Annotated in this window: 26 protein-coding genes; 7 read left to right on the plus strand and 19 right to left on the minus strand. The window is 68.2% G+C overall.

The genetic code is table 11. The annotated features are described in order from the left end of the window. Positions 1 to 175: 175 nt before the first annotated feature. The 6 genes from AUL32_RS13140 to rpmI form a co-directional block, all read right to left on the minus strand. Positions 176 to 1,165, minus strand: a complete 990-nt coding sequence (locus AUL32_RS13140; RefSeq protein ID WP_062115697.1) for a Gfo/Idh/MocA family protein — start codon at positions 1,163 to 1,165, stop codon at positions 176 to 178. A gap of 58 nt (positions 1,166 to 1,223) precedes the next feature. Next, positions 1,224 to 3,638 carry a phenylalanine--tRNA ligase subunit beta gene (gene pheT / locus AUL32_RS13145; RefSeq protein WP_062115701.1) on the minus strand — a complete coding sequence of 805 codons (2,415 nt, stop codon included), beginning with the start codon at positions 3,636 to 3,638 and terminating at the stop codon, positions 1,224 to 1,226. Positions 3,639 to 3,699: 61 nt separating this feature from the next. Further along, positions 3,700 to 4,116, minus strand: a complete 417-nt coding sequence (locus AUL32_RS13150; protein ID WP_062115704.1) for a hypothetical protein — start codon at positions 4,114 to 4,116, stop codon at positions 3,700 to 3,702. A gap of 67 nt (positions 4,117 to 4,183) precedes the next feature. Then, entirely contained in the window at positions 4,184 to 5,266 is a 1,083-nt protein-coding gene (pheS, locus tag AUL32_RS13155; protein WP_062115707.1) for a phenylalanine--tRNA ligase subunit alpha, read from the minus strand. Between the two features lie 233 nt (positions 5,267 to 5,499). Beyond that, complete coding sequence (gene rplT, locus AUL32_RS13160; RefSeq protein WP_061973550.1) at positions 5,500 to 5,919, minus strand: 50S ribosomal protein L20; 420 nt, start codon at positions 5,917 to 5,919, stop codon at positions 5,500 to 5,502. Between the two features lie 40 nt (positions 5,920 to 5,959). Next, positions 5,960 to 6,160 (minus strand): 50S ribosomal protein L35, encoded by a 201-nt coding sequence (gene rpmI / locus AUL32_RS13165; RefSeq protein ID WP_061973551.1) that lies wholly within the window; start codon positions 6,158 to 6,160, stop codon positions 5,960 to 5,962. A 602-nt stretch (positions 6,161 to 6,762) separates the two neighbouring features. Here rpmI and AUL32_RS13170 point away from each other — a divergent pair. Next, positions 6,763 to 7,398, plus strand: coding sequence for a hypothetical protein (locus tag AUL32_RS13170; protein WP_062115710.1), 636 nt, complete (start codon positions 6,763 to 6,765; stop codon positions 7,396 to 7,398). Positions 7,399 to 7,492: 94 nt separating this feature from the next. Here AUL32_RS13170 and AUL32_RS13175 read toward each other — a convergent pair whose 3' ends face one another. Beyond that, positions 7,493 to 9,811: an FdhF/YdeP family oxidoreductase gene (locus AUL32_RS13175; RefSeq protein ID WP_062115713.1), complete on the minus strand. Its 2,319-nt coding sequence runs from the start codon at positions 9,809 to 9,811 to the stop codon at positions 7,493 to 7,495. Positions 9,812 to 10,039: 228 nt separating this feature from the next. Continuing rightward, positions 10,040 to 10,600, minus strand: coding sequence for a L,D-transpeptidase family protein (locus tag AUL32_RS13180; RefSeq protein ID WP_082659639.1), 561 nt, complete (start codon positions 10,598 to 10,600; stop codon positions 10,040 to 10,042). 79 nt (positions 10,601 to 10,679) lie between these two features. Here AUL32_RS13180 and AUL32_RS13185 point away from each other — a divergent pair, with 79 nt between their 5' ends. Together AUL32_RS13185 and AUL32_RS13190 are read left to right on the plus strand one after the other, a co-directional pair. After that, positions 10,680 to 11,363, plus strand: coding sequence for a response regulator transcription factor (locus AUL32_RS13185; protein WP_058636803.1), 684 nt, complete (start codon positions 10,680 to 10,682; stop codon positions 11,361 to 11,363). 215 nt (positions 11,364 to 11,578) lie between these two features. Further along, on the plus strand, positions 11,579 to 12,070 hold the full coding sequence (locus AUL32_RS13190; RefSeq protein ID WP_062115721.1) for a cyclic nucleotide-binding domain-containing protein: 492 nt from the start codon (positions 11,579 to 11,581) through the stop codon (positions 12,068 to 12,070). Positions 12,071 to 12,259: 189 nt separating this feature from the next. Here AUL32_RS13190 and AUL32_RS13195 read toward each other — a convergent pair whose 3' ends face one another. Continuing rightward, a complete protein-coding gene (locus tag AUL32_RS13195) occupies positions 12,260 to 12,751 on the minus strand; it encodes a DUF2244 domain-containing protein (protein WP_062115724.1) in 492 nt (163 codons plus the stop codon). 365 nt (positions 12,752 to 13,116) lie between these two features. Here AUL32_RS13195 and nth point away from each other — a divergent pair, with 365 nt between their 5' ends. Beyond that, positions 13,117 to 13,839 carry an endonuclease III gene (gene nth / locus AUL32_RS13200; protein WP_062115825.1) on the plus strand — a complete coding sequence of 241 codons (723 nt, stop codon included), beginning with the start codon at positions 13,117 to 13,119 and terminating at the stop codon, positions 13,837 to 13,839. On the opposite strand, the gene AUL32_RS13205 is transcribed toward nth, so the two are convergent. Then, positions 13,769 to 14,548: a sulfate transporter family protein gene (locus tag AUL32_RS13205; RefSeq protein ID WP_062115727.1), complete on the minus strand. Its 780-nt coding sequence runs from the start codon at positions 14,546 to 14,548 to the stop codon at positions 13,769 to 13,771. The genes nth and AUL32_RS13205 overlap by 71 nt on opposite strands. A gap of 110 nt (positions 14,549 to 14,658) precedes the next feature. Between AUL32_RS13205 and AUL32_RS13210 the strand changes: the two genes are divergently transcribed. After that, positions 14,659 to 15,657, plus strand: coding sequence for an adenosine kinase (locus tag AUL32_RS13210; protein WP_061973558.1), 999 nt, complete (start codon positions 14,659 to 14,661; stop codon positions 15,655 to 15,657). Positions 15,658 to 15,864: 207 nt separating this feature from the next. On the opposite strand, the gene AUL32_RS13215 is transcribed toward AUL32_RS13210, so the two are convergent. Further along, positions 15,865 to 17,397, minus strand: coding sequence for a YifB family Mg chelatase-like AAA ATPase (locus tag AUL32_RS13215; protein ID WP_062115730.1), 1,533 nt, complete (start codon positions 17,395 to 17,397; stop codon positions 15,865 to 15,867). 56 nt (positions 17,398 to 17,453) lie between these two features. On the opposite strand from AUL32_RS13215, the gene AUL32_RS13220 reads away from it, so the two are divergent. After that, on the plus strand, positions 17,454 to 18,029 hold the full coding sequence (locus tag AUL32_RS13220; protein WP_156421460.1) for a GNAT family N-acetyltransferase: 576 nt from the start codon (positions 17,454 to 17,456) through the stop codon (positions 18,027 to 18,029). Positions 18,030 to 18,146: 117 nt separating this feature from the next. Here AUL32_RS13220 and AUL32_RS13225 read toward each other — a convergent pair whose 3' ends face one another. After that, positions 18,147 to 18,776, minus strand: a complete 630-nt coding sequence (locus AUL32_RS13225; protein ID WP_061973561.1) for an SH3 domain-containing protein — start codon at positions 18,774 to 18,776, stop codon at positions 18,147 to 18,149. A gap of 140 nt (positions 18,777 to 18,916) precedes the next feature. Next, complete coding sequence (gene gshB / locus AUL32_RS13230; protein ID WP_062115736.1) at positions 18,917 to 19,855, minus strand: glutathione synthase; 939 nt, start codon at positions 19,853 to 19,855, stop codon at positions 18,917 to 18,919. Between the two features lie 216 nt (positions 19,856 to 20,071). Here gshB and AUL32_RS13235 point away from each other — a divergent pair, with 216 nt between their 5' ends. Continuing rightward, a complete protein-coding gene (locus AUL32_RS13235; protein WP_061973564.1) occupies positions 20,072 to 20,680 on the plus strand; it encodes a hypothetical protein in 609 nt (202 codons plus the stop codon). A 22-nt stretch (positions 20,681 to 20,702) separates the two neighbouring features. On the opposite strand, the gene AUL32_RS13240 is transcribed toward AUL32_RS13235, so the two are convergent. The 6 genes from AUL32_RS13240 to rph all read right to left on the minus strand — a co-directional run bounded on the left by AUL32_RS13240 (position 20,703) and on the right by rph (position 25,443). Next, positions 20,703 to 21,101, minus strand: coding sequence for a YraN family protein (locus tag AUL32_RS13240; protein ID WP_062115739.1), 399 nt, complete (start codon positions 21,099 to 21,101; stop codon positions 20,703 to 20,705). Then, entirely contained in the window at positions 21,098 to 22,054 is a 957-nt protein-coding gene (rsmI, locus tag AUL32_RS13245) for a 16S rRNA (cytidine(1402)-2'-O)-methyltransferase (RefSeq protein ID WP_374700954.1), read from the minus strand. Before rsmI ends, AUL32_RS13240 begins: the two co-directional genes overlap by 4 nt. After that, a complete protein-coding gene (locus AUL32_RS26010; RefSeq protein ID WP_062115742.1) occupies positions 22,051 to 22,392 on the minus strand; it encodes a YnfA family protein in 342 nt (113 codons plus the stop codon). Before AUL32_RS26010 ends, rsmI begins: the two co-directional genes overlap by 4 nt. A gap of 367 nt (positions 22,393 to 22,759) precedes the next feature. Then, positions 22,760 to 23,980 carry a radical SAM family heme chaperone HemW gene (gene hemW, locus AUL32_RS13255; protein WP_062115744.1) on the minus strand — a complete coding sequence of 407 codons (1,221 nt, stop codon included), beginning with the start codon at positions 23,978 to 23,980 and terminating at the stop codon, positions 22,760 to 22,762. Beyond that, complete coding sequence (gene rdgB / locus AUL32_RS13260; protein ID WP_061973572.1) at positions 23,977 to 24,630, minus strand: RdgB/HAM1 family non-canonical purine NTP pyrophosphatase; 654 nt, start codon at positions 24,628 to 24,630, stop codon at positions 23,977 to 23,979. Before rdgB ends, hemW begins: the two co-directional genes overlap by 4 nt. A gap of 93 nt (positions 24,631 to 24,723) precedes the next feature. Then, a complete protein-coding gene (gene rph, locus AUL32_RS13265; protein ID WP_061973574.1) occupies positions 24,724 to 25,443 on the minus strand; it encodes a ribonuclease PH in 720 nt (239 codons plus the stop codon). Positions 25,444 to 25,511: the final 68 nt, after the last annotated feature.

Consider the following 25,511-nt stretch of genomic DNA (forward strand, 5'->3'; position numbering starts at 1 on the left):
TTCCGCCGACGCCCCAGGGGGAGACATGCCGCGCGAGCGCGGCCGATGTTTCGCCCGTCCGCACGGACCGTTGCCAATCTTCACCGATGCGCCCTCGCATCACTCAAGTTTGGCGCCCAGCGAGGGACGAAAAGTCACTCGGCGGCTCTCCGCCGCCGAGTTGTCAAACCGTCTCTTAGACCGCGACCGTGCCGCCGCCCGACGCGTCGGAGCGGTAGAGCGCGTCGATCACGCGCTGGTTGCGGATGGAGTCCTCCAGCGGGAAGATGTCGTCTCCGCCGCCCGCGACCTTGCGCGCGAAGGCTTCGGCCTGAAGCCGGTACTGGTCCGCCCCGCCGAAGCGCGCCGTCTCGGCCCGGCCATGCGAGCGGTCGTGCCAATGGACGGCGGCCTGGGCGTAGAGACCGGCGTTGAAGGCGCCGTCCACTTCGATGAACCCGTCCGTGCCGTGGAACACCATGGTCTGGCGCGCCGCCATCTGGGTCGAGACGTAGAAGTTCAGGCGGAACTCGGGAAAGTCCACCGAGCAGTCGGCGAACATGTCCGTGCCGAAACTCGGGTCGCGCTCGATCGTGGCGCGCGCCGAGACGGCTTCCGTTCCGGTGGCGAGGCGCGTCGTGACCACGGGATAAACGCCGATATCGGGCAGCGCGCCGCCGCCGAGTTCGATCTGGTTGCGCATGTTGGCGGGGTCGACATTGTAGTAGGAGAAGGCGCCCTGCACGTGGCGCAGTTTCCCGATGCGCCCGTCCGCGATCCAATCGCGCACCAAGGCCCATTGCGGGTGATGGCGCACCATGAAGGCCTCCGCCACCTCGACGCCCGCGCGGTCTCGCGCCGCGATCAGCGGCTCGATGTCGCTGGCTCGCAGCGCCAGCGGCTTTTCCACCAGGACGTGCTTGCCGGCCTCGATCGCGCGGCGCGCCCATTCCACATGCTGACTGGTCGGCAGCGGGATATAGACCGCGTCCACCTCCGGGTTCTCAAGCAGCGCCTCGTAGGAGCCGAAGGCGTGGCGCGCGCCGAAATGCTCGGCCAGCGCCTGGGCGCGGCCGAGATCGCGGCTGGCGATGGCCGCGAGCACGCAGCCCTCCGCCTTGACGATCCCCGGAATGACCTGCTCGCGGGCGATCTTCGCGCCCGACAGGATGCCCCAACGCAGCATGGCTTCGTCTCCCAATGAAAAGGCGAAGGCCCGCGCGCGGCGGGCCTTCGAAGAGGTGTCAGCCGCGCAGCGTGCCGCCGGTGGCTTTCGCGACGGCGGCGACGATCTTGCCCGACACGGCTTCCAGATCCTCGTCGGTCAGGGTGCGCTCGGCCGGCTTCAGCGTCACTTCGATGGCGATGGATTTCCGGCCCTCGCCCAGCGCCGCGCCTTCGAAAATGTCGAAGACCCGCACCTCGCCGACCAGCTTCTTGTCCGCGCCCTCGGCGGCACGCACCAGCTTGATCGCCTCCACCTCGGAGGGGACGACGAAGGCGAAGTCGCGCCGCACGGGCTGGAAGTTGGAAAGCTGGAGCACCGGCTTGGTGCGCGTCGCCTTGCGCTTGGGCTCGGGCGCTTCGTCCAGGAAGACCTCGAACCCGGCATAGGTGCCCGCGAGGTCGAGGCTCTTCAGGACGCGCGGATGGAACTCGCCGAACTCGGCCAGAACCGTCTTCGGTCCCATCTTGATGCGGCCCGAGCGGCCGGGATGATACCAGGCGCTGGCCGGCGTCTCGAACTGCAGCCGATCGGCCGGCACGCCGATGGCTTCCAGTGCGGCGATCGCGTCGGCCTTGGCGTCGAACACGCCGACCGGGGCGGCATGGCCGCTCCAGTCGCGCCCCGCGCCGGCATGGCCCGCCGTGCCGCGCCGGACGCCGCCCGCAACGCGCCGCTGCCCGTCCGGCTCCACCGAGCGATAGATCGCGCCGACCTCGAACAGGGCCGTGTCGGCAAAGCCGCGCTGGGCGTTGCGCTGCGCCGCCTGAAGAAGGTTCGGCAGGAGCGAAGGCCGCATGTCGGAGAGATCGGCCGCGATCGGGTTTTCCAGCTTCAGCGCCGGCTGGCCGCCGCCGAAGGCCTCCGCCGCCGGGGCGGAAAGGAAGGAATAGGTGACGGCCTCGGCAAGGCCGCGCGCGGCCAGCGTGCGGCGCGCGGCGCGGTCGCGCAGCTGCGCCTGGGTCAGGATGCGCGTGTTGACGCCCGACAGGCGCGGCAGCGGTTGCGGCTCGATATGGTCGACGCCGACGAGGCGCATGACCTCTTCCACGAGATCGGCCTTGCCCTCGATGTCCGGCCGCCAGGTCGGCGCCGTGACCTCGGCGCCGTCGCCCTGACGCTCGACCTGGAAGCCCAGCGTTTCCAGAATATCGACCTGCCGCTCGGGCGAGACGTCGAGCCCGGTCAGGCGCTTCACCTCGGTGAAGGGCAGGGCGATGCGCGCCATTTCCACCGGCTGCATGGCCTCCACCACGCGCCCGGAGGGCGTGCCGCCGCACAGATCGAGAATCATCTTCGTCGCGAGGTCGAGGCCGGCTTCCGTGAAAGCCGGGTCGACGCCGCGCTCGAACCGGTAGCGCGCGTCGGTGATGATGCCGAGCGTGCGGCCCGTGCGGGCGATCGCCAGCGGCTCCCAAAGCGCCGATTCCAACAACACGTCCGTCGTCGTCTCGTCGCAGCCGGAGTGCTCGCCGCCCATGATACCGGCAATCGATTCCGGCCCTTTGTCGTCGGCGATGATGCAGGTGCCGGCGGGCAGCTTGTGCGTGCGCCCGTCGAGGCCGAGGATTTCCTCGCCCTCGACTGCCGCGCGCACGGTGAGCGCGTCGGCCACCTTCTTGGCGTCGAAGACGTGGAGCGGCCGGCCCCGGTCGAAGGTGACGTAGTTGGTGATGTCCACCAGCGTGTTGATCGGGCGCAGGCCGATGGCGCGAAGGCGCTTCTGCATCCAGTCCGGCGAGGGGCCGTTGGTGACGCCCGAGACGAGGCGGAGCGCGAAGCCCCGGCAGACCGGGCTCTCGATCTTGAGCGCCACCGGGCATGCGCCCTCGCCCTCGATGCGGGCGACAGTCGGCGTCTTCAGCGTGCCGAGGCCCGAGGCGGCCAGATCGCGCGCGATGCCGGCGACGCCTGTCGCGTCCGGCCGGTTCGGCGTCAGGTTGATCTCGATCACGGGGTCGGCGATGCCGGCATAGTCGGCGAAGGCCGTGCCGACCGGCGCGCCCTCGGGAAGCTCGATGATGCCGTTGTGCTCTTCCGACAGCTCCAGCTCGCGCTCCGAGCACATCATGCCGAAGCTCTCGACGCCGCGAATCTTGCCGACGCCGAGCGTCACGTCGAGGCCCGGCACATAGGCGCCGGGCAGGCCGAGCACGCCAATGAGCCCCGCGCGCGCATTGGGCGCGCCGCAGACGACCTGCAGCGGCTTGCCCTCGTTGACGCCGGGGCCGGCATCGACGGTGAGCACCTGCAGCTTGTCGGCGTCGGGATGGCGCTTGGCGTCGACGACGCGCGCGATGGTGAAGGGACGCAGCGCCGCCTTGGTGTCGAGGCTTTCCACCTCGAGGCCGATCGAGGTGAGGCGCTCGGCGATCTCCTCCAGCGTGGCGTCGGTGTCGAGATGGTCCTTCAGCCAGGACAGGGTGAACTTCATGACGGGCCTAACGGAATTGGGAACTGCGGCGGGAAAATGCGGCGAAGAGGGGTGGCGAAGGTCAGGTCCGGTCCGCCGCGTCGGCGGCGGCGCGGCGCACGAGGCCGCTGGCATGCACGAAGCGGTAGACCGACAGGGCGACGAGGGCGAAGACGAGTTCCAGCGTCACCAGCGTGCCGAACGTGTCGGTCCGGTCGAAGGCGAAGCGCACGATCACGACCGGCAGCGCGACGCCGACGGCGAGCGACAGGAGCGTCGCCGGCGTGCCGGGCAGCTTGGCGTAGAACAGCGCGAAGAGCGCCACCGTGACGATTCCGAGGATGTAGAAGCCCGGCGAAGCGGCGATCGCGGCAAAGCCCAGCGACAGGAAGAGCCAGCCGAACAGGGCGGTGGCGAGCGTGCCGATCACCGCGCCGGCGAGGACCGAGATCGTCTCCACCACGGCGAAGCGGGCGGTGTCTGCGGCAGTTCCGGCCATGGCATCCTGTCCTCGTCGGGTTGAAGCGTCTTCGGGGCGAATGCGATTGACCCACCCCCGTCAGAACTCAGCTGCTGAGCCCGCCGAACAAGGTCGGCAGATCGAGCGGGCGAAAACCGTAATGCTCGATCCAGCGCGAATCGGCGTCGAAGAAGGCGCGAAGGTCCGGCATGCCGTATTTCAGCATGGCGATGCGGTCGATGCCCATGCCCCAAGCGAAGCCCTGATACTCGTCGGGGTCGAGCCCGACGCCGCGCAGGACGTTGGGGTGGACCATGCCGCAGCCCAGGATCTCCATCCAATCCGTGCCCTCGCCGAAGCGCACCTCGGAGCCGGATCGGTCGCACTGGATGTCGACCTCCATGGAGGGCTCGGTGAAGGGGAAGAAGCTCGGCCGGAAGCGCATCTTCAGCGAGGGCACCTCGAAGAAGCTCTTGCAGAACTCGGTCAGCACCCACTTCATGTTGGCGATATTGGCCGTCTTGTCGATGACGAGCCCTTCCACCTGATGGAACATGGGCGTGTGGGTGGCGTCCGAGTCCTGCCGGTAGGTCTTGCCGGGAATGACGATGCGGATCGGTGGCTTCTGGTTCTCCATGGTGCGCACCTGCACGGGCGAAGTGTGCGTGCGCAGCAAGCGGCGTTCGCTGCCCTCCGGCGCCTGGAGAAAGAACGTGTCGTGCATCTCGCGCGCCGGGTGGCCTTCGGGGAAATTCAGCGCGGTGAAATTGTAGTGGTCGGTCTCGATGTCCGGCCCTTCGGCAATCGAGAAACCCATGTCGGCGAAGATCGCGGTGATCTCGTCCACGACCTGGCTGATCGGGTGGACGCGGCCGCGCGAGACGGGGCTGGGGCGCACGGGCAGCGTCACGTCCAGCCGCTCGGCGGCGAGGCGCGCGGAGATCGCGGCATCGGCCAGCGCTTCGCGCTTTTCCGTCAGCCGCGTCTGGACGCGGTCGCGCAACCCGTTCAGCAGCGGGCCCTGGTCGCGGCGCTCTTCGGGGCTCATCTTGCCGAGTCCCTTCAGAAGCTCGGAGATCTCGCCCTTCTTGCCGAGGGCTGCGAGCCGCACGGCTTCCAGCGCGGCCTCGTCGGAGGCGGCGTCGATGTCCTCGCCGAAGCGCCGTTCGAGCTTGTCGAGATCCGTCACGGCCGGTGAACTCCTTGAGGCATGAGCCGGGCACTGCTGAAGCGCGCCGGGGCAGGGGATGGCGCCGTAGGGCGCGCGAAGGCGATTTGGAGCCGCCTTCCTAGAGTGTGTCGGGCGGTGGAAGCAAGCCTTGGCGGCAAAAGCCGCCAGGCGCCTGCCGCAAAACGGCAAAAGGCCCGCGCGGAGCGATCCGGCGCGGGCCTTTTGGGAAGCTCAGCGAGGCTGGCCTGGAATCAGGCGGCCTGCTTCTCGCCGACAGCCCGCTCGTAGGCGTTCGGGAACTGGCCGTCCTTGATGTAGGCGAGCGCGGTCTTGGCCTGCTCGACCAGGGCCGTGAAGGCCTCGGGCTCGTGAATGGCGATGTCCGACAGGACCTTGCGGTCGACTTCGATCCCGGCCTTGTTCAGACCGTCGATGAAACGCGCGTAGGTCAGGCCGTGCTCGCGCACGCCGGCGTTGATGCGCTGGATCCACAGGGCGCGGAAGTTGCGCTTCTTGGCGCGACGATCGCGCGTGGCGAACTGCTTGGAACGGTCCACCGCAGCCTTGGCGGCGCGGATCGTGTTCTTGCGACGGCCGTAGAAGCCCTTGGCGGCCTTCAGGACCTTCTTGTGCTTGGCGTGGGACGTAACGCCCCGCTTGACGCGTGCCATGATCTATCTCCTTGAAAAATCAGTAGGCCTTGGAAACCGCTTAGCGGTTGTAGGGCATGTAGACTTTGACGATCTTGGCATCCGCTTCGGACAGGATCATCGTCCCGCGAGCGTTGCGGATGAAGTCGTTGGAGCGCTTGATCATGCCATGGCGCTTGCCGGCGGCACCCGCCTTGACCTTGCCCGAGGCGGTCATGCGGAACCGCTTCTTGGCGGCCGACTTGGTCTTCATCTTGGGCATTTTGCTCTCCTGGGTGTAGGACCGCGAAAAAGCCGGCATCCGGCCCCGGGAAGGGCCGCGCCAGCCACGCATCGAAGGGTTTCGAAGGTCGCGTCAGCATTCGAACAGGCACGGCATGCCCTGCCGGCCAGTTCATACGAACGGGCGGCTTATAGAGGCTGGCCGCCAACGATGCAACCACCTTTCGTCGGCCCGTCAGCTTCCCCCTTTGCGCCGAGGCGGGACGTCACCCATGAAAAAATGGCCATGGAGTCTCGCCATCAACCTTTGAGTCTCATAAGCCCACCCGTGCTCGTTGTGTGCCTAAGCGAAACATGGAACTTTTCTGCTTTATGAGAGTCAGTACGCCATCACCCATCGAGCAAGAGTTGTGTCTTGAACGCTTGTTCGACGTCGTGAGCCGAGCGTCCTATGATTCACGGGCGTGGAGCGGTCTGGTTCAGGCTCTTGCCGATGAATTGACGCCCGGTGGCTGCGAAATTGCATTCCACCCTCGGCACGGCCGCAGCCCTCAAATTCGGTTGAACGTCCTCAGTGCCGTATCCGGGTCTTCCCCGACATCCCAGTCTAGTCGAAATGCGCGCCGCCCGGCCTCGCTGACGTTGGGCGAAGCGCCGAACGGCGTCTGGCGCATCGAGCTTTGGTCCAATGCGGAGGCGGAGGGGGGCGGGCGCGACAGGGCGAAGGCGCTTCTGGCTCTTCTCGGCGCCTCGCTGTGTCAGGCCTTTCAGCTTTCGCTGGCCCTGCGGGCGGGCATGCAGCCCGCCAAGGCCATGTTGTGCGACCTGTGGGACCCGCTGCCCTTCGGCGTCATGCTTGTGGAGCCCTCGCTCCGTCTTCTCTTCGCCAACACGGCGGCGGAGGATTTCCTCCACACGGCCGCCCTGTTCCGTCCCGCCGGGATCGAGGGCTTCGTGCGGCCGGCGCGGCGCGAGAACTTCGCGGCGCTGACGCAGGCCTGCGAGATGGTGCTGGATGGCGCCGGAGACCGCGCGAGCTTTCCCATGCTGGACTATCGCGAGCGCGGCTTTGGCGACGTCACCGTCTTCGCGCCGCCGTCCGGCCTGTTCGGCTGGTCCGGGCCCCGCGTGCAGGACGTTGCCCCGTCCAGGCTGGTGGTCACGTTGAGCCCGTTCGAAGCCTGCCCGGCAAGGGCGGATGAGGATGAGGCGAGCGTGACGGGCGGCGCGTCCTCCGCTTCCAAAGACGCTATGAGCGCGTCCAGCACCGGGGCCTAAGTCCAGGCCGCGCGGCGCTCTTCGAGTATCCAGTTCTTCGATCCGAGCGGATCGGCAAGCCCGGCGCTTTTGGCCGGGCTCGTTGATCGGAGCTTCAACCGGCCGCGGCGCTGCGCGTGATGCGCACCGGCACCGACTTGGCGGCCGGCACATGCGCCGTCTTCTCATGGTGCCAGAGCGGGATCAGCTTGTTCAACTCGGGATAGTAGCCCCCGACATCGCCCTTCGGCAGCTTGAAAGAGTGGACGCGCAGGGCCTCGACACGCCGCTCCACGCCGTCGTCGGCATGGGTTTCGAGATCGATCAGATCCTGGTCCTTCAGGCCGAGGCGCGCCATGTCGTCCTTGTTCATCAGAAGCACCATGCGCGAGCCGGAAATGCCGCGCAGCCGGTCGTCATAGCCGTAGATCGTGGTGTTGAACTGGTCGTTGGAGCGTAGCGTCATCAGCTTGAACACGTCGCGGCCTTCGACATCGATGTCGGGATCGGTGTCGAATCCGTCCGGCACGATGAAATTGGCCTTGCCGGTCTTGGTCTTCCAGATGCGCTTGCAGGCCGGCAGGTCGCGGTGGAAGCCGCCCGGCTGGAGAAAGCGCTCGTTGAAGTTCCTGAAGTCGTTGGGATAGGCGCGCTCGATCTCGTCGCGGACGCGGGAATAGTCGGCCACCCAGTCGTCCCACGGAATGGTGGAGCGGCCGGGCACGGTGGCCTTTGCGAGTTCGGCCACGATCTTGGGCTCGGACAGGAGCTCGGGCGAAGCCGGCGGGCGCCAGCCCTTGGAGCCGTGGATGCAGGCGGTGGAATCCTCGATCGACACGGTCTGGTCGCCGGTCGCCTGCGTGTCGCGCTCGATGCGCCCGAGGCACGGGAGAATATAGGTGACCGCGCCCGGCAGGAGGTGGTTGCGGTTCAGCTTCGTCGAGACCTGCACGTGAAGCCGCAGGTTGCGCCAAGCCTTCTCGATCAGACCCGTTTCCGGCACGGCGCGCGAGAAATTGCCGCCGAAGCCGATGAAGGCCTTCACCGACCCGTCGATGATGCCCTCGCAGGCCTCCACGGTCGCCTTGCCCTTTTCGCGCGGCGGCTCGAACCCGTAGAATTCCTTGAACTTATCGAGCGGGGCGAGTTCCGGCTTCTCGGTGATGCCGACCGTGCGCTGCCCCTGCACGTTGGAATGACCGCGAATGGGCGAGATGCCGGCGCCCGGCTTGCCGATATTGCCGCGCATGAGCAGGAGGTTCACCAGCATCTGCACGTTCTGCACGCCATGCCGATGCTGCGTCAGGCCCATGCCGTAATGCGCGATCACCGCGTCGGATCGGGCATAGACGCGCCCGACCTCCTCCAGATCCTCGCGCCCGAGGCCCGAGCAGCGCTCGATCTCGCTCCAGTCGGACGCTCTGACGTAGGCTTCGAACTCCTCGAACCCATGACCGTGCTCGGCGATGAAGTCCACGTCGAGAACGCGCGGTGCGCCCGTATCCTTGGCCGCGTCGTCCAGCGCCAGCACGGCCTTGGCGATGCCGGTCATGGCGGCGATGTCGCCGCCGCAGCGCAGCTGGAAATATTCCGTCGACATCTTGGTCCCCTCGTCGGGGGACAGCATCTCGCTCGGCGCCTGCGGGTTCTTGAAGCGAACGAGGCCGCGCTCCTCCACGGGGTTGAACGTGTAGACCGGCACGCCGCGCTTGCGCGCCTCCTGCAGCGGGTGCAGCAGGCGCGGCGCGTTGGTGCCGGTGTTGTGCCCGAAGAAGAGCATCATGTCGGACTTGGCGAAGTCCTCGTACTGGATCGTGCCGACCGGCGAGCCGATCGACAGCGGCAGGCCGACCGAGGTCGACTCGTGGCACATGTTCGAGGAATCGGGCAGGTTCTGCGAGCCGTAGACCCGGGCGAAGAGCTGGTACATGTAGCTCGCCTCGAGCGAGGCGCGGCCGGAGGCGTAGAAGATCACGGATTTGGGATCGAGCCGGTTCAACTCCGCGCCGATCTCGCGGAAGGCGCTTTCCCAGGTGACGGGCACATATTGATCGAGCGAGGCGTCGTAGCGCATGGGCGAGGTCAAACGCCCGTGCTTCTCCAGGTCGTGGTCGGTCCAGTTCAGGAGTTCGCTGACGCGGTGGCGCGAGAAGAAGTCGCGATCGGTGCGCTTCTTGGTCTGCTCCCAGATCGTCGCCTTGGCGCCGTTCTCGCAGAATTCGAAGGCGTGGCTGTCGGCGGGCTTGGCCCAGGAGCAGGACACGCACATGAAGCCGTCCGGCTTGTTCTGCTTGAACAGCGTGTTCCAGATGGTCGAGACCGCGAGCCCCTCTGCCACGCTTTTCTCGGCCAGCGACTTGACCGAGCCCCAGCCCCCCGTCGGGTCGTCATAGGGCTCCACCACCGGACGAGATTGTTGTTCGCTGCGGTCCATGGCTCTTCTCCTGACGACGGCCTAAAGACTGTTCGACAATCCGGCGGCGGAGGACCGTCGCGTGATTTTTCATGCGTTCGCGAGGCGCCAAACGCAGTCGATGCCGGGGCATCGGCGAGGATTGGCAACGAAGCGACGGCGGAAAAGCGCCGATGGGCCGGCCCGACCGGGTTGTCGAACAGTCTCTCGACTTGGAAAAGCTCCAAGCCGCGTCCGAGGTTCCCGCCCTCAACGTCGCACGATGAGCCGCAGCCCTGTTCTCAGATGCGGGGCCAGCCGATCGAGATCGCGGCGCGAGAGCGCGATGCAGCCTTCCGTCGGCGCGTAGCCCGGCCGCGCGACATGCAGGAAGATCGCGCTGCCGAGCCCGCGCCTGCGATGCCTCACGTTCCAGTCGAGCACCACGACGCCGTCATAGAGTCGGTCGTCCCGCAGCAGCCGCTCGGCGCTGGCGGGAAAGGGCAGGCGAACGGGACGATTGTAGCAGCCATGTCCCGGCGCGTCGCACCAGCCGGACCGGCGGCCGGGTGTCCGCGTCGGCAGCGCGAAGCGCGGGGCGCCGCGCCTGCCCGGCCGGCCGTAGGCCCAGAGCAGCGCCATGCTCGCCAGCGGCGTCGCGCCGTCGCCCTCGCGCTTGAAACTGGAGACGCCGCCCTTGCCAAGCGCGCAGCGAAGGCGCAACGGCCCGAACTGCAAAACCCCCTTGCGCGAGTCCAAAGCGCTGGCGCGAACGCTGATTTCGGCGGTTTTCGACGCTTTCCTGCGGGTTTGGACTGGAAAAAACGACATCGCGCTCACAAATTGTTTCAAACGGAACGTCGCAAACTATGGCAATCCATTCGCATCGTCATCTGCACAGGACCCCTTCATGAGCGCACGCAGCATTCTGATCGTGGACGACGACGACGATCTCCGCACCACGCTGGTGGACCAGCTCTCCCTGCACGAGGAATTCCTCGTTTCGCAGGAGAACAATGCCACGAAGGGGATCAACGCGGCGCGCGGCGGGCTGACCGATCTCGTCATCATGGACGTGGGCCTGCCCGACATGGACGGGCGCGAGGCCGTGCGCGTGTTGCGCAAGTCCGGTTTCAAGGCGCCGATCATCATCCTGACGGGCCAGGACGCCGACGCCGACACGATCCTCGGCCTCGAGGCGGGCGCCAACGACTACGTCACCAAGCCCTTCCGCTTCGCCGTGCTTCTGGCGCGCATCCGCGCCCAGCTTCGCCAGCACGAGCAGTCCGAGGACGCGACCTTCCAGGTCGGCCCCTATGTCTTCAAGCCGAGCCAGAAGGTTCTGGTGGACGACAAGGGCGGCAAGATCCGCCTGACCGAGAAGGAAACGGCGATCATCCGCTATCTCTATCGCGCCGACCGCCGCGTGGTGACGCGCGACGTTCTACTCGAAGAGGTCTGGGGCTACAATTCGGGCGTCACCACCCACACGCTGGAAACGCATGTCTACCGCCTGCGCCAGAAGATCGAGCCCGAACCGTCCAACGCAAGGCTGATCGTCACGGAGTCTGGCGGCTACAAGCTGATGCCCTGACGCCAGCCTTCGCGCCGCTATCTGTGGCGTTAAGGAAACGCCGGGCCCGGCTTCGACGCCTGGAGGCCCCGGCCTGCGCGTCGGGGGCTTTCGTCCCGGCCGGTTTCTTGCCATGTCGGAAGGAGGTGCGACGGGCCCGATGGTCCGTTGCCCATCCATCCCGAAGACCCGCGCGCGCGACACCCGCGCGCCGCAGGAGAAACGAACCGCGTGGCATGAGCCTCGAAAGCGACATGGAGGTTCTCGGCGAGGTGCCCCTGTTTCAGGAGCTCTCGCGCGACCAACTCCGCCTTCTGGCCTTCGGCGCCGAGCATCGCGCCCTGCGCGCGGGCGAAATCCTGTTTCGCGCCGAAGCCCGCGCCGACGCCGGCTTCGTGGTCGCCTCGGGCGAGGTGCATCTGGTGGAAGGCGAGGGCGAGGAGCGCCGCATCGCCATGACCGTCGGCCGGGGCACGCTGCTCGGCGAAATGGCGCTCATGGCCGACACGCGCCGCCCCTCCTCGGCCGTCACCGCCACCGATTGCGACTTCATCCGCATCTCGCGCCCGCTGTTCCGCCGCATGCTGCAGGAATATCCCGAGATCGCCGTCATCCTGCACCAGCGCATTCGCGACGACTTCCTCGCCATGGCCCACCGCATTCTCGAACTCAACGAAGTGTTCGACTACGACGAAGACGACGACACGCCGGCTGGTCCGCGCGAGTGAGGGCAGGGGACGCCGTCCCCTGCACCCCTGCCAGGGGCCGAGGCCCCTGAACCCCATTTCCTTTTGAGCCTATGTTCGAACTTGGGGAGGGCCCGTGGCCCTCCCCAAGTTCGAAAAGACGTTCCAAAAGAAAGGAAGGGTTCGGGAACTCGTTCCCGAGCGGGGTTCGGGGCGGCAGCCCCGCCAACCTCAACCTCGCTTGGCGTCCGCCAGCGCGCGGGCGAAGGCCTTGGCGAAGCTGTGGCGATCGTCGGGGTTGAGGAAGGCGCCGAGTTCGGTGGCGCGGCCTTCGCCGGTGACGCTCATGTGGGTGACGCCGAATTCGGGATGGCGGCGGACGAGGAAGCGGGCCCAGCCCGGATTGTAATGGGCCTCGCGCACGGCGCCGCGCGGCGAGATCTTGCGGATCGAAAGGTCGGTGCGCGAGACGGAGACTTCCTCGCGGGCCTGGGCGGAGCGGAACGAGGCGCGCAGGGCGAACCAGAGCAACGCCACGTCGAGGCCGAAGAATCCGACGATGGGCCAGGCGCCGTTCAAGACGAAGGCGAGGCCGGATACGAAGCTGGCCCCTCCGAAGAGCGCCATGGTGACGTGGAAGCCGCGCCGCCCGAGCGAGCGATAGGGGGTCAGCAGCGCCTCGAAGAGGGGTGTGTCGGCTGGGCTCCGTTCGGCTGTGCTCATCCGCCCTTGCCTCCCAGGCTGGATTCGTTCCAAGAAAAAGCGATCCGGGCGCTGGGGCTCCCTGTCCGCCCGCCCCGTTCCGAAGGCCGAGCATGGCAGACAAAGACGCCTCCCCGAAAGCCCCCGCGCACAAGGCGGAGCCCACCGCGACGAAACCACGCGCACCTAAGGCCGCCAAGGATGGCGCGTCGGCCTCGGAGGGAACGGACCGCAAGCCAGCCGCGCCGAAGCCGGGCAAGGCCGCCAAGGCGCCCGCCCGATCCACTGCCAAGCCGAGTGCCAAGGCTGGCACCAAGGCCGCTACCAAGTCCGGGGCGACGGTCGCCCGCGAAACTAGGCGGAAGGCGGCGGAGAGCCATCCCGCCATTCCCTATTCGGCCGAGGAGATCGCCGAAATCTTCCGCCGCTTCGCCGTTCAGAGGCCACACCCGACCTCGGAACTGGAGCATGTCAACAATTTCACGCTTCTCGTGGCCGTGGTGCTCTCGGCGCAGATGACGGACGCGGGGGTGAACCGGGCAACGCGCGGCCTCTTCGCGCGGGCCTCGACGCCCGACGCCATGGCGGCGCTCGGCGAGGACGAGATCCGCGAGGCGATCAAGACGATCGGCTTCTTCCGCACCAAGGCCAAGAACGTCCAGCGCCTGTCGGAAATACTGCGCGACGAGCATGGCGGCGAGGTGCCGCGCTCGCGCGAGGCGCTGGAAGGGCTGCCCGGCGTCGGCCGCAAGACGGCCAACGTCATCATGAACACGGCCTTCGGCGAGGAAACGCTGGCGGTCGACACGCATATCCTGCGCATCGGCAACCGGCTGAAGATCGCCCCCGGCAAGACGCCGGAAGCGGTGGAGGAAGGCTTCCTCAAGATCATTCCAGAGGGCTTCCTGCGCCATGCCCATCACTGGCTGATCCTGCACGGGCGCTTCGTCTGCAAGGCGCGCAAGCCCGACTGCGAGCACTGCGTCATCGCCGATCTCTGCAAGGCCGACGAGAAATGGTGCGACCAGCCGGCCCCGCTCATCGCGCTGCCGGATGCTCCTCCCGGGCCGCAACCCTTGCCTCCTGGGGCGACGCGCCCAGGCGGGTGAACTCGGGCGAGGTTTCCCGCTGCGAGATGCGCTGGTGCAGGTGCACCATGGTCGCCGCCGCGAAGAGCGGCGTCAGAAGGTTGAGGATCGGGATCGACAGGAAGGCGGCGAGCACGAGGCCGGCGAGGAAGATCGTCAGCCCGTGCCGGTTGCGCAGCGCCCGCGCTTCCTCCTCCGAGCGATAGCGCAGCGCCGCGAACTCGAAATATTCCCGTCCCAAGAGATAGCCGTTCACCACGAAGAAGGCGCCGAAATTCACCACCGGCACCAGCAGCAGCGTGAAGGCGAGAAGATTGCCGAGGATCACCACGCCGAAGAACTTCAGCGACAGGACCACGCTGCGCCCGAGCGGCAGGGCGCGGCCGACCGGCATGCCGGGATATTGATCCCGCTCCACCACCTCGGCCACGTCGTCCAGAAATAGGCCCGCGATCACCGCGCTCACCGGCGCGATCAGGAACGCGAGCAGCACCGCCAGCAGCAGCCCCGCAGCCCAGCCGGCGAAACTCTCGGCATTGTCCACCCAGGCCGGCATGTCGGGCGCGAAATGCGCGAAGAAGGGGATCGCCACCGTCTGGAACAGCCAGCGCACCGCGAACCAGAGCGCGACCAGCACCACGGCCGTCAGCCCGAGGGATTTCCAGAACACGGCGCGAAACGGGGGCGAGAACACGTCCCGGATCGCAAGAAAGGCGGCACGAAAAATCATCGAAAGGCTCCGGCATTGGCGCAGCGTCAAGATGGGATGGCCTCCGCCTCGCGGCAATGCGATAAGGGCGCTCCGCCCTCCTTTCGGCCCCTCCCACGAAGAAACCCGCCATGTCCCGTTTCGACCTCCTGACGATCGGCAATGCCATCGTCGATATCCTCTCGCGCACCGACGACGCCTTCCTGCGCGAGGCGGGGATCGAAAAAGGGGCCATGACTCTGGTCGACACGGCCCGCGCCCTCGACATCTACGGCCGCATGGGCACGGCTATCGAAATGTCGGGCGGCAGCGCCGCCAATACGGCCGCCGGCCTTGTCTCGCTCGGTGGACGCGGCGCCTATTTCGGCAAGGTCTCGGACGACCAGCTCGGCACGATCTTCGCCCACGACATCCAGGCGCTCGGCGTCCACTACCAGACCCGGCCGCTCGCCGGCGATCCGCCCACCGCCCGCTGCATGATCCTCGTCACGCCCGACGGCGAGCGCTCCATGAACACCTATCTCGGCGCCTGCGTCGAGCTCGGCCCCGAGGACATCGAAGAATCCGTCGTCGCCGACAGCCTCGTCACCTATTTCGAGGGCTATCTCTGGGACCCGCCGCGCGCCAAGGACGCCATTCTCCAGGCCGCCGCCATCGCCCATCGCAACGGGCGCGAAATGGCCATGACCTTGTCCGATTCCTTCTGCGTCCATCGCTACCGTGCCGAATTCCTCGACCTCATGCGCTCCGGCACGGTCGATATCGTCTTCGCCAACGAGTCCGAAGCCCTCGCGCTCTACGAGACCGAGGATCTCGACGACGCGCTCGCCCGCATCGGCGCTGACACCAAGCGCCTCGCCATCGTCACCCGCGGGCCGGACGGCTGCGTCGTGATCGAGGGCGGCCAGGCCACGGCCTATCCCGCCACTGCCGTCGATACGTTGGTCGACACGACCGGCGCCGGCGACCTCTTCGCCAGCGGCTTCCTGCGCGGCTACACCGCCGGCCTCGGCCACGAAAAGAGCGCCGCCCTCGGTGCGCTCGCCGCCGGCCACATCATCACCCAGATCGGCCCCCGCCCCCAGACGCCCCTGATCGACCTGCCCGGCGCGCGAGCGTTGTTGGGCTGAGGGGAGAGGCAGGGGACGGCCGTCCCCTGCACCCCTGCCAGGGGCCGAGGCCCCTGGACCCCGTTTCCTTTCGAGCTGATGTCCGACCCCAGGGAGGGCCGCTGGCCCTCCCTGGGGTCGGAAAAGAGTCCCGAAAGAACGCGGGGGTTCCGGGGCGTCAGGCCCCGGGCGGGGCACGGGGCGGCAGCCCCGCCATTCCCCTCGCCCTCAAGCCGCCTGCAGGCGCTCGGGCAGGCTGCGATAGGAGAGGGCTTCGGCGAGATGCGCGCGGCCGATGGCATCGGCGCCGGCGAGATCGGCGATGGTGCGGGCGACCTTCAGAACGCGGTGATAGGCGCGCGCGGACAGGCGCATGCGCTCGGCGGCGTCGCGCAAGAGGGCGAGGCCCGCGCTGTCGGGCGCGGCGGCCTGTTCCAGCCGGTCGGCCGGGCAGCGGGCGTTGGTGGTGCCGGGGGCCAGGCCAAGGGCTTCGTAGCGTCGGCTCTGGAGGGCGCGGGCGGCTTCCACGCGGGCGCGAACCACGGCGGAGGGTTCGGAGGCGCCGGGCTGGATGAGATCCAGCGCGGTGACGGCGGGCACGTCGACACGCAGGTCGATCCGGTCGAGCAGCGGGCCGGAGAGGCGGCCCTGATAGTCGCTGACGCAGCGCGGGCCGCGCGCGCAGACATGGCCCGGCTCGCCGGCCATGCCGCAGCGGCACGGGTTCATGGCGGCGACGAGCTGAAACGCGGCGGGATAGGTCACGCGATGGTTGGCGCGGGCGATGACGCACTCGCCGGTCTCGATCGGCTGGCGCAGCGAGTCGAGCACGGTGGGCGTGAACTCCGGCAGCTCGTCCAGAAACAGGACGCCGTGATGGGCCAGCGAGACCTCGCCGGGCCGGGCGCGCTGCCCGCCTCCCACCATGGCGGCCATCGAGGCGGAATGATGCGGCGCGCGAAACGGCCGGCGAGCGGAGAGGCGCCCCTCTGAGAGCTCCCCGGCGACGGAGGCGATCATCGAAACGTCGAGCAGTTCGCGAGGGCCGAGAGGCGGCAGAAGCGAGGGCAGGCGCTGCGCCAGCATGGACTTGCCCGAACCGGGCGGCCCAACCATCAGGAGGTTATGATTCCCGGCCGCCGCGATCTCCAGCGCGCGCTTGGGGATTGTCTGTCCCTTGATATCCTGAAGGTCGGGAAGCGGATGGGCGCTGGCGTCCTCGAGCGTCGGCTCGGGCCGGGCGAGGCGCTGCGTGCCGCGAAAATGATTGGCGACCTGGATAAGCGAGCGGGGCGCGAGAATGTCCATCTCGGGATCGGCCCAGGCTGCCTCCGAGCCGCCACCCTCCGGGCAGATGAGGCCGAGGCCGAGCGCGTTGGCGGCCATGGCGGCGGGCAGGACGCCGCTGACCGGCGTCACCAGCCCGTCCAGCGAGAGCTCGCCCAGCACGATGAAGCGCTGGAGGGCGTCGGCGGGAATGGCGCCGAGCGCGGCCATAAGGCCGAGCGCGATGGGCAGGTCGTAATGCGAGCCTTCCTTGGGAAGGTCGGCGGGCGCCAGATTGACGGTGACGCGCTTGGGCGGCATGGCGAGGCCCGAAGCGTGCAAGGCGGCCTGAACGCGCTCGCGGCTTTCCGTCACCGCCTTGTCGGCCAGACCCACGATGCTCATGCCGACCTTGCCGGGCGCCACCAGAACCTGCACATCGACCGGCACCGCCTCGACGCCCTGAAAGGCGACGGTTCTCACGCGCGATACCATGCCCGCCTTTCGATTCCAGTTTCATTCTAAGGGTGAGACTAAGTCGCGCTCGGCGTGTGCGCAAGGACGCTCGAGAATCGTTTGGCCCGGACGCGCTTCCCATGTTCAATGCTGTGATGATCACGACCGAACACCTCCGTCTTCGTCCGCTATCCGCCGCCGATTTCGAACAGCATCACGAACTGAACGGGCATCCCGAGGTGTTTCGCTATCTCGGTGGAAAGCCGACCTCGCGCGAGGCGAGCTGGAACGGTTGCCTGGCCCAGGTGGGCCATTGGGTCAGCTTCGGCTACGGCATGTTCACGATCGAGGAGAAGGCCAGCGGCCGCGTGATCGGACGCGCGGGCCTGTTTCGATCGGAACGTGGGCTCGGCCCCGATTTCGATCCGTTTCCCGAATCGGGATGGACCCTTCATCCGTCCGTCTGGGGCCAGGGCTATGCCCGGGAAGCCGTCCTCGCTTCCCATGAATGGTTCGACATGGCGCATCGCACGGCGCGGACGGTGTGCATCATCAGCCCGGATAACGCCGCCTCGCTGAAGATCGCGCGACAACTCGGCTACGCCGAGACCGGCACTGTTGCGTATCAAGGAGACAATGTCCTGACTCTCACCCGGTTCGTTGCGGCTTAAGCGAACGAAGTCGCGCATTCCGGACGATCGCAGAGAGTTTTCCCGATCGAGCTCGTCAAAACTCCAGGCACACTCCCAAAAGCAAAGGCGGCGCCCTGCGGCGCCGCCTCGATGCGATCAGTAATCTTCCCAGCCGGGCGGCGGTGGGGGCGGGGGCGGCGGGCCGTCCTCGAAACGGTCCCGGTCTCGCCGGCCCTCGAACCGGTCGCGGTCCCGCTCGAAGCGGTCGCGGCGGTCCCGCTCCCAGCCGGGCGGCGGCGGGGGAGGAGGCGGGGGCGGCGCGTCGTAATAGCCGCTGTAGCGCGGGCGCGGCGGCGGGGGCGGGCCACGGTCGAAGATGCGCGGCCCGTAGATGCCGTCCCAGCGCCGGCGGTCGCGGTAGAAGTCGCGGTCGCGATAGTGGTTGTCCCAATAGCGGCCGAAGGAATAGGTGACCGTCGGTGCGCCGATATAGCCGACGACGCGCGGCCCGGTGTAGCGTTGGCCGCCCCGGACATAGGCGAGATAGCTGGAGGAGATCCAGCCGCGCTGGCCGTAGAAGTCCACGTCGCACCAGGCGCGGTTGGCCAAGCACCCGAAGACATGCACCTCCTCGCCGCCGCGCACGACGTTCACCGGCGGATAGGCCGTGGACGGGCCGGCGCGCAGGTTGACGTTCGTGGTGGCGATGGCCGAGGCGGCGCTGGCAAGGCCGGGCACGAGAGCGGCGCCAGCCAGGACCAGGGAGAAGAGACGAGCTTTCGTCATGAGGAACCATCCGGATGGAGGCGCGAGTTCGATGATGCCAATCTAATGCGGCCAAGCCGAACGGGGTCCGAACGCCCCGTTCAGCCCGCGTTCAGAAATGCGCGGAGGCTTCGTCGGTTGCGCGAGGCCGCGCGAGACGCTCAGCGCTTGGCCTCGACCGCGTCCCAGAACAGGGCGGCGATGTCGGCGCCGCCGAAGCGCTTCACCTCGCGGATGCCCGTGGGGGAGGTGACGTTGATCTCGGTGAGATAGTCGCCGATCACGTCGATGCCCACGAACACCTGACCGCGTTCCTTCAGCTTGGGGCCGATGCGCTCGCAGATTTCGCGCTCGCGCACGGTGAGCTCGGTCGGCTCGGCGCGCCCGCCCACATGCATGTTGGAGCGCGCGTCGGTCTCGGAAGGCACGCGGTTGATCGCGCCCACCGGCTCGCCGTCGATCAGGATGACGCGCTTGTCGCCCTTGCGCACGTCCTTGAGATAGCGCTGCGCGATGAAGGGCTCGCGGAACAGGAGCGCGAAGGTCTCCAGGAACGAGGAGAGGTTGCGGTCGTCCTTGGTCAGGTGGAAGACGCCGGCGCCGCCGTTTCCATAGAGCGGCTTCAGGACGATCTCGCCGAACTCGGCGCGGAAGGCCGCGATCTCGGCCGGGTCCTTGGTGATGATCGTCTCCGGCATGAGATCGGCGAACTCGGTGACGAAGATCTTCTCCGGCATGTTGCGGACCCAGGCCGGGTCGTTGACCACCAGCGTCTTCGGGTGGATGCGCTCCAGGATATGGGTGGAGGTGATGTAGTTCATGTCGAAGGGCGGGTCCTGGCGCAGAAGCACCACGTCCATGCTCGAGAGATCGACCTTGTGCGGCTCGCCCAGCGTGAAATGCTTGCCCTGCTCCTCGACGAGGTTCAGCGTTTCCACCCGCGCGGTGGCGACGCCGTCGCGCAGCGACAAACGGTCCGGCGTGTAGTGGAAGAGCTGGTGCCCGCGCCGCTCGGCTTCGAGGCAGAGGGCGAAGGTGGAATCGCCCTTGATGGTGATGCCCGACACATGGTCCATCTGGACCGCGACCTTGAGCGACATGCGGTGTGTTCCCCGAACGGTTCCGTCCCCGCCGAGGTAGAGGGGAACGGGGCCTCTGTCCACGGGGCGGGGCGGATCGTGACCCGCCGGCCACAGGCGCGCCCAAGCGCGAAAGGTCTCACGCCATGGTGATGGCGGGCGCCGCCGCCCCCGTTGCGGCTGAGGGAGGAGGCGCTAAAGCCGACGCTCCATCTCCCCAGCAGAAATCGGTTTCCCATGGTTTTCAGGTTGCTCGCGGCGCTCGCCTTCGCCGCGTTTCTGTCCGGCTGCGCCAGGCCCGTGGTCGAGACGACCGGCCCGCTCGCCGTGCGCGAGGTGAGCGTCAGCGCCATCGAATCGCTGAAACCCGAGACCGACATTCTCTCGCTGGTTCGCCAGACCGTTCCCTCGCAGATCATCGGCATCAGCGAAGGCAAGGCGACGAAGGTGGAGGTGACGCTGGTTCTCCTCGCCTACAAGAACCCGCTCATGTCGCTTCTGGCGGGAGACGCCAACAAGCTGGGCGCGACCGTGGTGCTGCGCGACACGGCCGGCACGGAGCTTTCGCGCTTCAACGTCCTGTCGCTCGACCAGACCCTGGTGAACGGCATTGCCGGGGCCATGCTGTCCATCGCGCAGGACCGGGCGCGGGTGGATCGCGCCCTGGCGCGGGATCTCGCCAGCACCATAGAGAAACGCATCTACGGCCAGACCAGCCGCCCGGTCATGGTGCCGGAACTCGCCGCGCCCTTTTCAAGGGGGCAGGCCGCTTCGCCCGTCGCGCCCTCGATGCCGCCGGAGCCCCATGACCCTCGCCCCGCCAGCAGCCCCGGCGCAGGCGTCTAAGGGGCTCAGGCGGAGCGCGTCTCTAAAGCGTCCCCCGCCACGCGTCCTTCACATGAACCGGCCAGCGGCGTGGGAGGACGGCGACGATGTCGAAGCGCATGGAGAGGCCGGCAGTGCGCTTCTGGCGAGACAGCCAGAGATCGGCGGCGCGCTCGATGCGCGCCTGGGCGGCGGGCGTCACGGCGTTCATGGCGGCCTCCAGCGTCGGGCGCGCCTTCACCTCGACAATGGCGACCAGCGCGCCGCGCCGGGCGACGAGGTCGATCTCGCCGGACGGGGTGCGATAGCGCACGGCGAGAATGCGGTAGCCCTTGAGGCGCAGCGCCCAGGCCGCCAGCGTCTCGGCCCGGTGGCCCTTGCGGAAGAAGGCGCGCTTTCGCTGGAGGCCGGGCTTTGCGCCATCGCCGCCGGCCCGGCTCATTCGCCCTTCAGCTCCAGCGCGCGGGCGTAGAGGTCGCGGCGGGAAAAGCCGGTGAGCTTCACCGCCTCCTGCGCGGCCTTTGCCGGCTTCATCTCGGCGAGAAGCCCGCGCAGGATCGTGTCGACATCGCCGCTGGTCGCGGCCGCGTCCTCGCCCGGCGGGCCGACGCAGACGACGATCTCGCCGCGCACCCGCTCCTGCGCGGCAAACAGGTGGCTCAGTTCGGGCAGCGTGCCGCGATAGATCGTCTCGTAGGCCTTGGTTAGCTCGCGGCAGACGGCGGCCGGGCGCGCGCCCAGCACCTCAGCCATGGCGGCGAGGCTCTCAGCGATCCGGTGCGGCGCCTCGAAGAAGAGAAGCGTGCCGGGAATGCGGGCGAGCGTTTCCAGCTTGGTGACGCGCGCGCCGTCCTTCACGGGCAGGAAGCCGGCAAAGAAGAAACTGTCGGACGGCAGGCCGGAAGCGAGAAGAGCGGCCAGCGGCGCCGATGCGCCGGGAATGGGAATGACGGGAAGGCCCCGCTTGATGGCCTCTTCACCCAGCCGGAAGCCGGGGTCGGAGACGAGCGGCGTGCCGGCGTCGGACACGAGCGCGACCGAGCGGCCGGCTTCCAACTCGGCCAGCAGACCCGCGCCCGCCTCGGCGGCGTTGTGGTCGTGATAGGCGACGAGGCGGCGGCGGATGCCGTAGCGGGCGAGAAGCTTCTGCGTGACGCGCGTGTCCTCGCAGGCGAGCCAGTCCGCCCCCGCGATGACGTCCAGCGCCCGCAGCGTGATGTCGGAAAGATTGCCGATCGGCGTCGCCACGAGATAGAGCGCCGGCTCGGGTTTTTGCGCGCGCAGCGTCGCGCCGCGCACGAGAAAGCTCGCGCCGGACTCCATGGCGTGATCCTCCACCACCGCGTCGTCCGGCAGCGTATCGTCGTTCTGGTGGTCGTCGGCCATGTCGCTCATGCGGCGCCCCGGGGTGCGAAGAGGATGAGGCTCGCGCCGCCGAGACAGAGCGCGGCGCCGGCGAGATCGAACCGGTCGGGCCGCACGCCCTCGACAGCCCAGAGCCAGACGAGCGAGGCCAGGATGTAGACCCCGCCATAGGCGGCATAGGCGCGACCGGCAAAGGCGGCATCGACCCGGGTCAGAAGAACAGCGAAAAGAACGAGGCAGGCAAGGCCCGGCGCGAGCCAGAGGGCGGAGCGCCCGAGCCGCACCACCGCCCAGAAGGCAAAGCAGCCCGCGATCTCAGCGAGCGCCGCCAGGGCGTAGAGCGCCAGCGTGGCGGCCGGGCCGCTCAAGGCCGGGCTTTCCAGGCCACCGCGGCAGCGCGGAGACGACGCGCCGATACGGAGCTCACGGAACGCGGCAGGACAGTTCGCGGCGTCGACGCGTCTCGCAATGTTCGGAGGGCGGGCCGAAGCGTCGTCGCACCCGCTGCGCTGCCGTGCGCGCGAGCCGGCGACGATCCCGCGACCCGGTTCCGCCCGGCACTGCGTTCCGCGCGTCCGGATGTCGACAAAAGGCTGCGCCTCGGACAGACCGGCGAGGCGGGGCCGGAGCGAAGGCACGGAGACTCGGCCGCCGCAGCATTGGAGCGGCAGCGCCTGCCCCGAAGCGACTTCGATGCGTCGCCCAACCGGCGCGCGCCACTTGCCACCGCGCCTCTCACGCCAGATCGGCGACGACCGCATCCAGCACCAGCATGCCGGCGGGCGTGGCGCGCAGCCGATCGGGGCCGATGCGCTCGATCATGCCGTGGCGGGTCAGTTCGGCCTCGACCTCGGCGTCGATGTCGCGCCCGGCCAGCTTGCGCCAGCGCTTGAGGTCGATGCCTTCCACGAGGCGCAGGCCCATGAGCATCAGCTCGTCGGCCTGCTCGTGCGAGGCGAGCGCCTCGTCCTCGACCTCGCCCGAATCCCAGTCCTCGACCATTTTCAGCCAGGTCTCGGGATGCTTCTCGTTGGCCACGGCATGGCGCGCGCCGTCCTTGCCCGGCAGGCGGGCATGGGCGCCGGGGCCGACGCCGGCATAAAGGCCGTAACGCCAATAGGTGAGATTGTGGCGCGATTCCGCGCCGGGCGCGGCGTGGTTGGAAATCTCGTAGGCCGGCAGGCCGTGGAACAGCGTCAGCTGCTGCGTCGCCTCGTAGAGATCGGCCGAAAGCTCGCCGTCCGGCACCACCAGCTTGCCCGCCTTGTGCAGGGCGTGGAAGATCGTGCCTTCCTCGATGGTCAGCTGGTAGAGCGAGAGATGGTCGGCGGCGAGCGAGATCGCCTCCGAAAGCTCGCGCTCCCAGGCTGGAACGCTCTGGCCGGGCCGGGCATAGATGAGGTCGAAGGACAGGCGCGGGAAGATCTCGCGCGCCAGCCGGATGGCACCGAGCGCCTGGGACACGTCGTGCATCCGGCCGAGGCGCTTCAGGTCCGCGTCGTTCAGCGCCTGGACGCCGAGCGAGACGCGGTTGACGCCGGCCGCGCGGTAGCCCCGGAAGCGCTCCGCCTCGACCGAGGTCGGGTTGGCCTCCAGCGTGATCTCGGCGCCCCCGGCGACCGTCCACTGGGCCGAGACCGCGTCGAGGATCGCGGCGACGGTGGCGGGCTCCATGAGCGAGGGCGTGCCGCCGCCGAGGAAGATGGACGTGACGGTCTCGCCCTTGGTGCGCCGGCCCTGCGCTGCGATCTCGCGGCGGAAGGCCTCGACGAAGCGCCCCTGGTCCACCGGCTGGTGGCGCACATGGCTGTTGAAGTCGCAATAGGGGCACTTGGCCGCGCAGAAGGGCCAGTGGACATAGACCCCGAAGCCCGGCTCGCCGGCGGGCGGCGTGTAGGGGCGGATCTGCGAAATGGGGCGGGCAAGGGGGCTGGCGGGCGCCATCATGACGTTCATGCGAGCCCAAGCGCCTCCCGCGCGAAGATCTGGAACGCCCGTGCCCGGTGCGACAGGGCGTCGGGCTGCCCCGGCACCCAGCCGTGCTTCTCCTGCGACTGCATCTCGCCGAAGGTGCGCGTTTCGCCCTCCGGCAGGAAGCAGGGATCGTAGCCGAAGCCGAGCGTGCCGCGCGGCGGCCAGACGATCGTGCCCTCGACCTCGCCGCGATAAAGCCGCGTCTCGCCATCGGGCGAGGCGAGGCAGAGAACGGCGACGAAGCGCGCGGTGCGCCGCTCCGGCGTGGTGGCGCCGGCCGCCTGCAGCTTCTCCTCGATATTGCGCATGGCCATGGTGAAGTCCTTGTCGGGACCCGCCCATCGCGCGGAATAGATGCCGGGATCGCCGCCCAGCGCGTCCACCACCAGCCCCGAATCGTCGCTGAGCGCCAGAAGGCCGGTCGCCTTGGCTGCGGCCAGCGCCTTCAGCGCCGCGTTCTCCTCGAAGGTCGTGCCGGTTTCCTCGGGCTCGGGCAGGGCCTTGTCGGCCGCCGAGACCACCTCGAAGCCGAGCGGCCCCAGAAGCTCGCGGAATTCGGCGATCTTGCCGCCATTGTGGCTGGCGATCAGGAGCGGGCCGCCGGCGGGGTCGAGAAGAGGGGAGTGCGTCATGGCTGCCTGTCGATTGCTTGAAAGGCGGCGCGCACGGCCCCGTCCGTCGTCATGAGATATGCGCCCCGAAACTGATCCGAGGCTACATCTTTATCAGCCTTCGAGGCACTGCCGCTGGTGCGTCACCAGCTCGCCGATGCCCTTTTCGGCCAGCTTCATCAGCGCGTCGAGTTCGGCGCGCGAGAAGGGCTCGCCCTCGGCCGTGCCCTGGATCTCGACGATGCCGCCGCGCCCGGTGAGCACGAAGTTGGCGTCGGTGTCGGCCGCCGAATCCTCGAGATAGTCGAGGTCGAGGATCGGCTCGCCCTTGTAGATGCCGCAGGAGATCGCGGCGACATGGTCCTTCAGCACCTTGTCGCGCTTCAGCATGCCGCGCGTCTCCATCCAGGACAGGCAGTCCGAGAGGGCGATGAAGGCGCCGGTGATCGAGGCCGTGCGGGTGCCGCCGTCGGCCTGGATCACGTCGCAGTCCACCGTGATCATGCGCTCGCCCAGCGCCTGGAGATCGACCACGGCGCGCAGCGAGCGCGCCACCAGCCGCTGGATCTCCTGCGTGCGGCCGCTCTGCTTGCCGCTGGCCGCCTCGCGCTTCATGCGCTCGCCCGTGGCGCGCGGCAGCATGCCGTATTCGGCGGTGACCCAGCCCTTGCCGGAATTCTTCAGCCAGCCCGGCACGCGCTCTTCCAGGCTCGCCGCGCACAGGACATGGGTGTCGCCGAACTTGACGAGGCACGAGCCCTCAGCATGGCGCGAAACGCCGCGCTCCAGCGAAACGGGACGCAGTTCGTCGTTCTGGCGTTTGGAAGGCCGCATAGGCAAGGTGATCCGCATTAACAAAGCTTGAACCCGCCTCTTAATGATTGCGGCCCGGATTGGGAATA

It is taken from the genome of Aureimonas sp. AU40 (assembly GCF_001463785.1).
In the GTDB taxonomy this organism is placed as follows: domain Bacteria; phylum Pseudomonadota; class Alphaproteobacteria; order Rhizobiales; family Rhizobiaceae; genus Aureimonas.

Bases quoted from the DNA above. Each gene is read 5' to 3' on its own strand.
- AUL32_RS13140 (WP_062115697.1), bottom strand. From the start codon at position 1,165: ATGCTGCGTTGGGGCATCCTGTCGGGCGCGAAGATCGCCCGCGAGCAG.
- pheT (WP_062115701.1), bottom strand. From the start codon at position 3,638: ATGAAGTTCACCCTGTCCTGGCTGAAGGACCATCTCGACACCGACGCC.
- AUL32_RS13150 (WP_062115704.1), bottom strand. From the start codon at position 4,116: ATGGCCGGAACTGCCGCAGACACCGCCCGCTTCGCCGTGGTGGAGACG.
- rplT (WP_061973550.1), bottom strand. From the start codon at position 5,919: ATGGCACGCGTCAAGCGGGGCGTTACGTCCCACGCCAAGCACAAGAAG.
- rpmI (WP_061973551.1), bottom strand. From the start codon at position 6,160: ATGCCCAAGATGAAGACCAAGTCGGCCGCCAAGAAGCGGTTCCGCATG.
- AUL32_RS13175 (WP_062115713.1), bottom strand. From the start codon at position 9,811: ATGGACCGCAGCGAACAACAATCTCGTCCGGTGGTGGAGCCCTATGAC.
- AUL32_RS13180 (WP_082659639.1), bottom strand. From the start codon at position 10,600: ATGTCGTTTTTTCCAGTCCAAACCCGCAGGAAAGCGTCGAAAACCGCC.
- AUL32_RS13185 (WP_058636803.1), top strand. From the start codon at position 10,680: ATGAGCGCACGCAGCATTCTGATCGTGGACGACGACGACGATCTCCGC.
- AUL32_RS13190 (WP_062115721.1), top strand. From the start codon at position 11,579: ATGAGCCTCGAAAGCGACATGGAGGTTCTCGGCGAGGTGCCCCTGTTT.
- AUL32_RS13195 (WP_062115724.1), bottom strand. From the start codon at position 12,751: ATGAGCACAGCCGAACGGAGCCCAGCCGACACACCCCTCTTCGAGGCG.
- AUL32_RS13205 (WP_062115727.1), bottom strand. From the start codon at position 14,548: ATGATTTTTCGTGCCGCCTTTCTTGCGATCCGGGACGTGTTCTCGCCC.
- AUL32_RS13210 (WP_061973558.1), top strand. From the start codon at position 14,659: ATGTCCCGTTTCGACCTCCTGACGATCGGCAATGCCATCGTCGATATC.
- AUL32_RS13215 (WP_062115730.1), bottom strand. From the start codon at position 17,397: ATGGTATCGCGCGTGAGAACCGTCGCCTTTCAGGGCGTCGAGGCGGTG.
- AUL32_RS13225 (WP_061973561.1), bottom strand. From the start codon at position 18,776: ATGACGAAAGCTCGTCTCTTCTCCCTGGTCCTGGCTGGCGCCGCTCTC.
- gshB (WP_062115736.1), bottom strand. From the start codon at position 19,855: ATGTCGCTCAAGGTCGCGGTCCAGATGGACCATGTGTCGGGCATCACC.
- AUL32_RS13235 (WP_061973564.1), top strand. From the start codon at position 20,072: ATGGTTTTCAGGTTGCTCGCGGCGCTCGCCTTCGCCGCGTTTCTGTCC.
- AUL32_RS13240 (WP_062115739.1), bottom strand. From the start codon at position 21,101: ATGAGCCGGGCCGGCGGCGATGGCGCAAAGCCCGGCCTCCAGCGAAAG.
- rsmI (WP_374700954.1), bottom strand. From the start codon at position 22,054: ATGAGCGACATGGCCGACGACCACCAGAACGACGATACGCTGCCGGAC.
- hemW (WP_062115744.1), bottom strand. From the start codon at position 23,980: ATGAACGTCATGATGGCGCCCGCCAGCCCCCTTGCCCGCCCCATTTCG.
- rdgB (WP_061973572.1), bottom strand. From the start codon at position 24,630: ATGACGCACTCCCCTCTTCTCGACCCCGCCGGCGGCCCGCTCCTGATC.
- rph (WP_061973574.1), bottom strand. From the start codon at position 25,443: ATGCGGCCTTCCAAACGCCAGAACGACGAACTGCGTCCCGTTTCGCTG.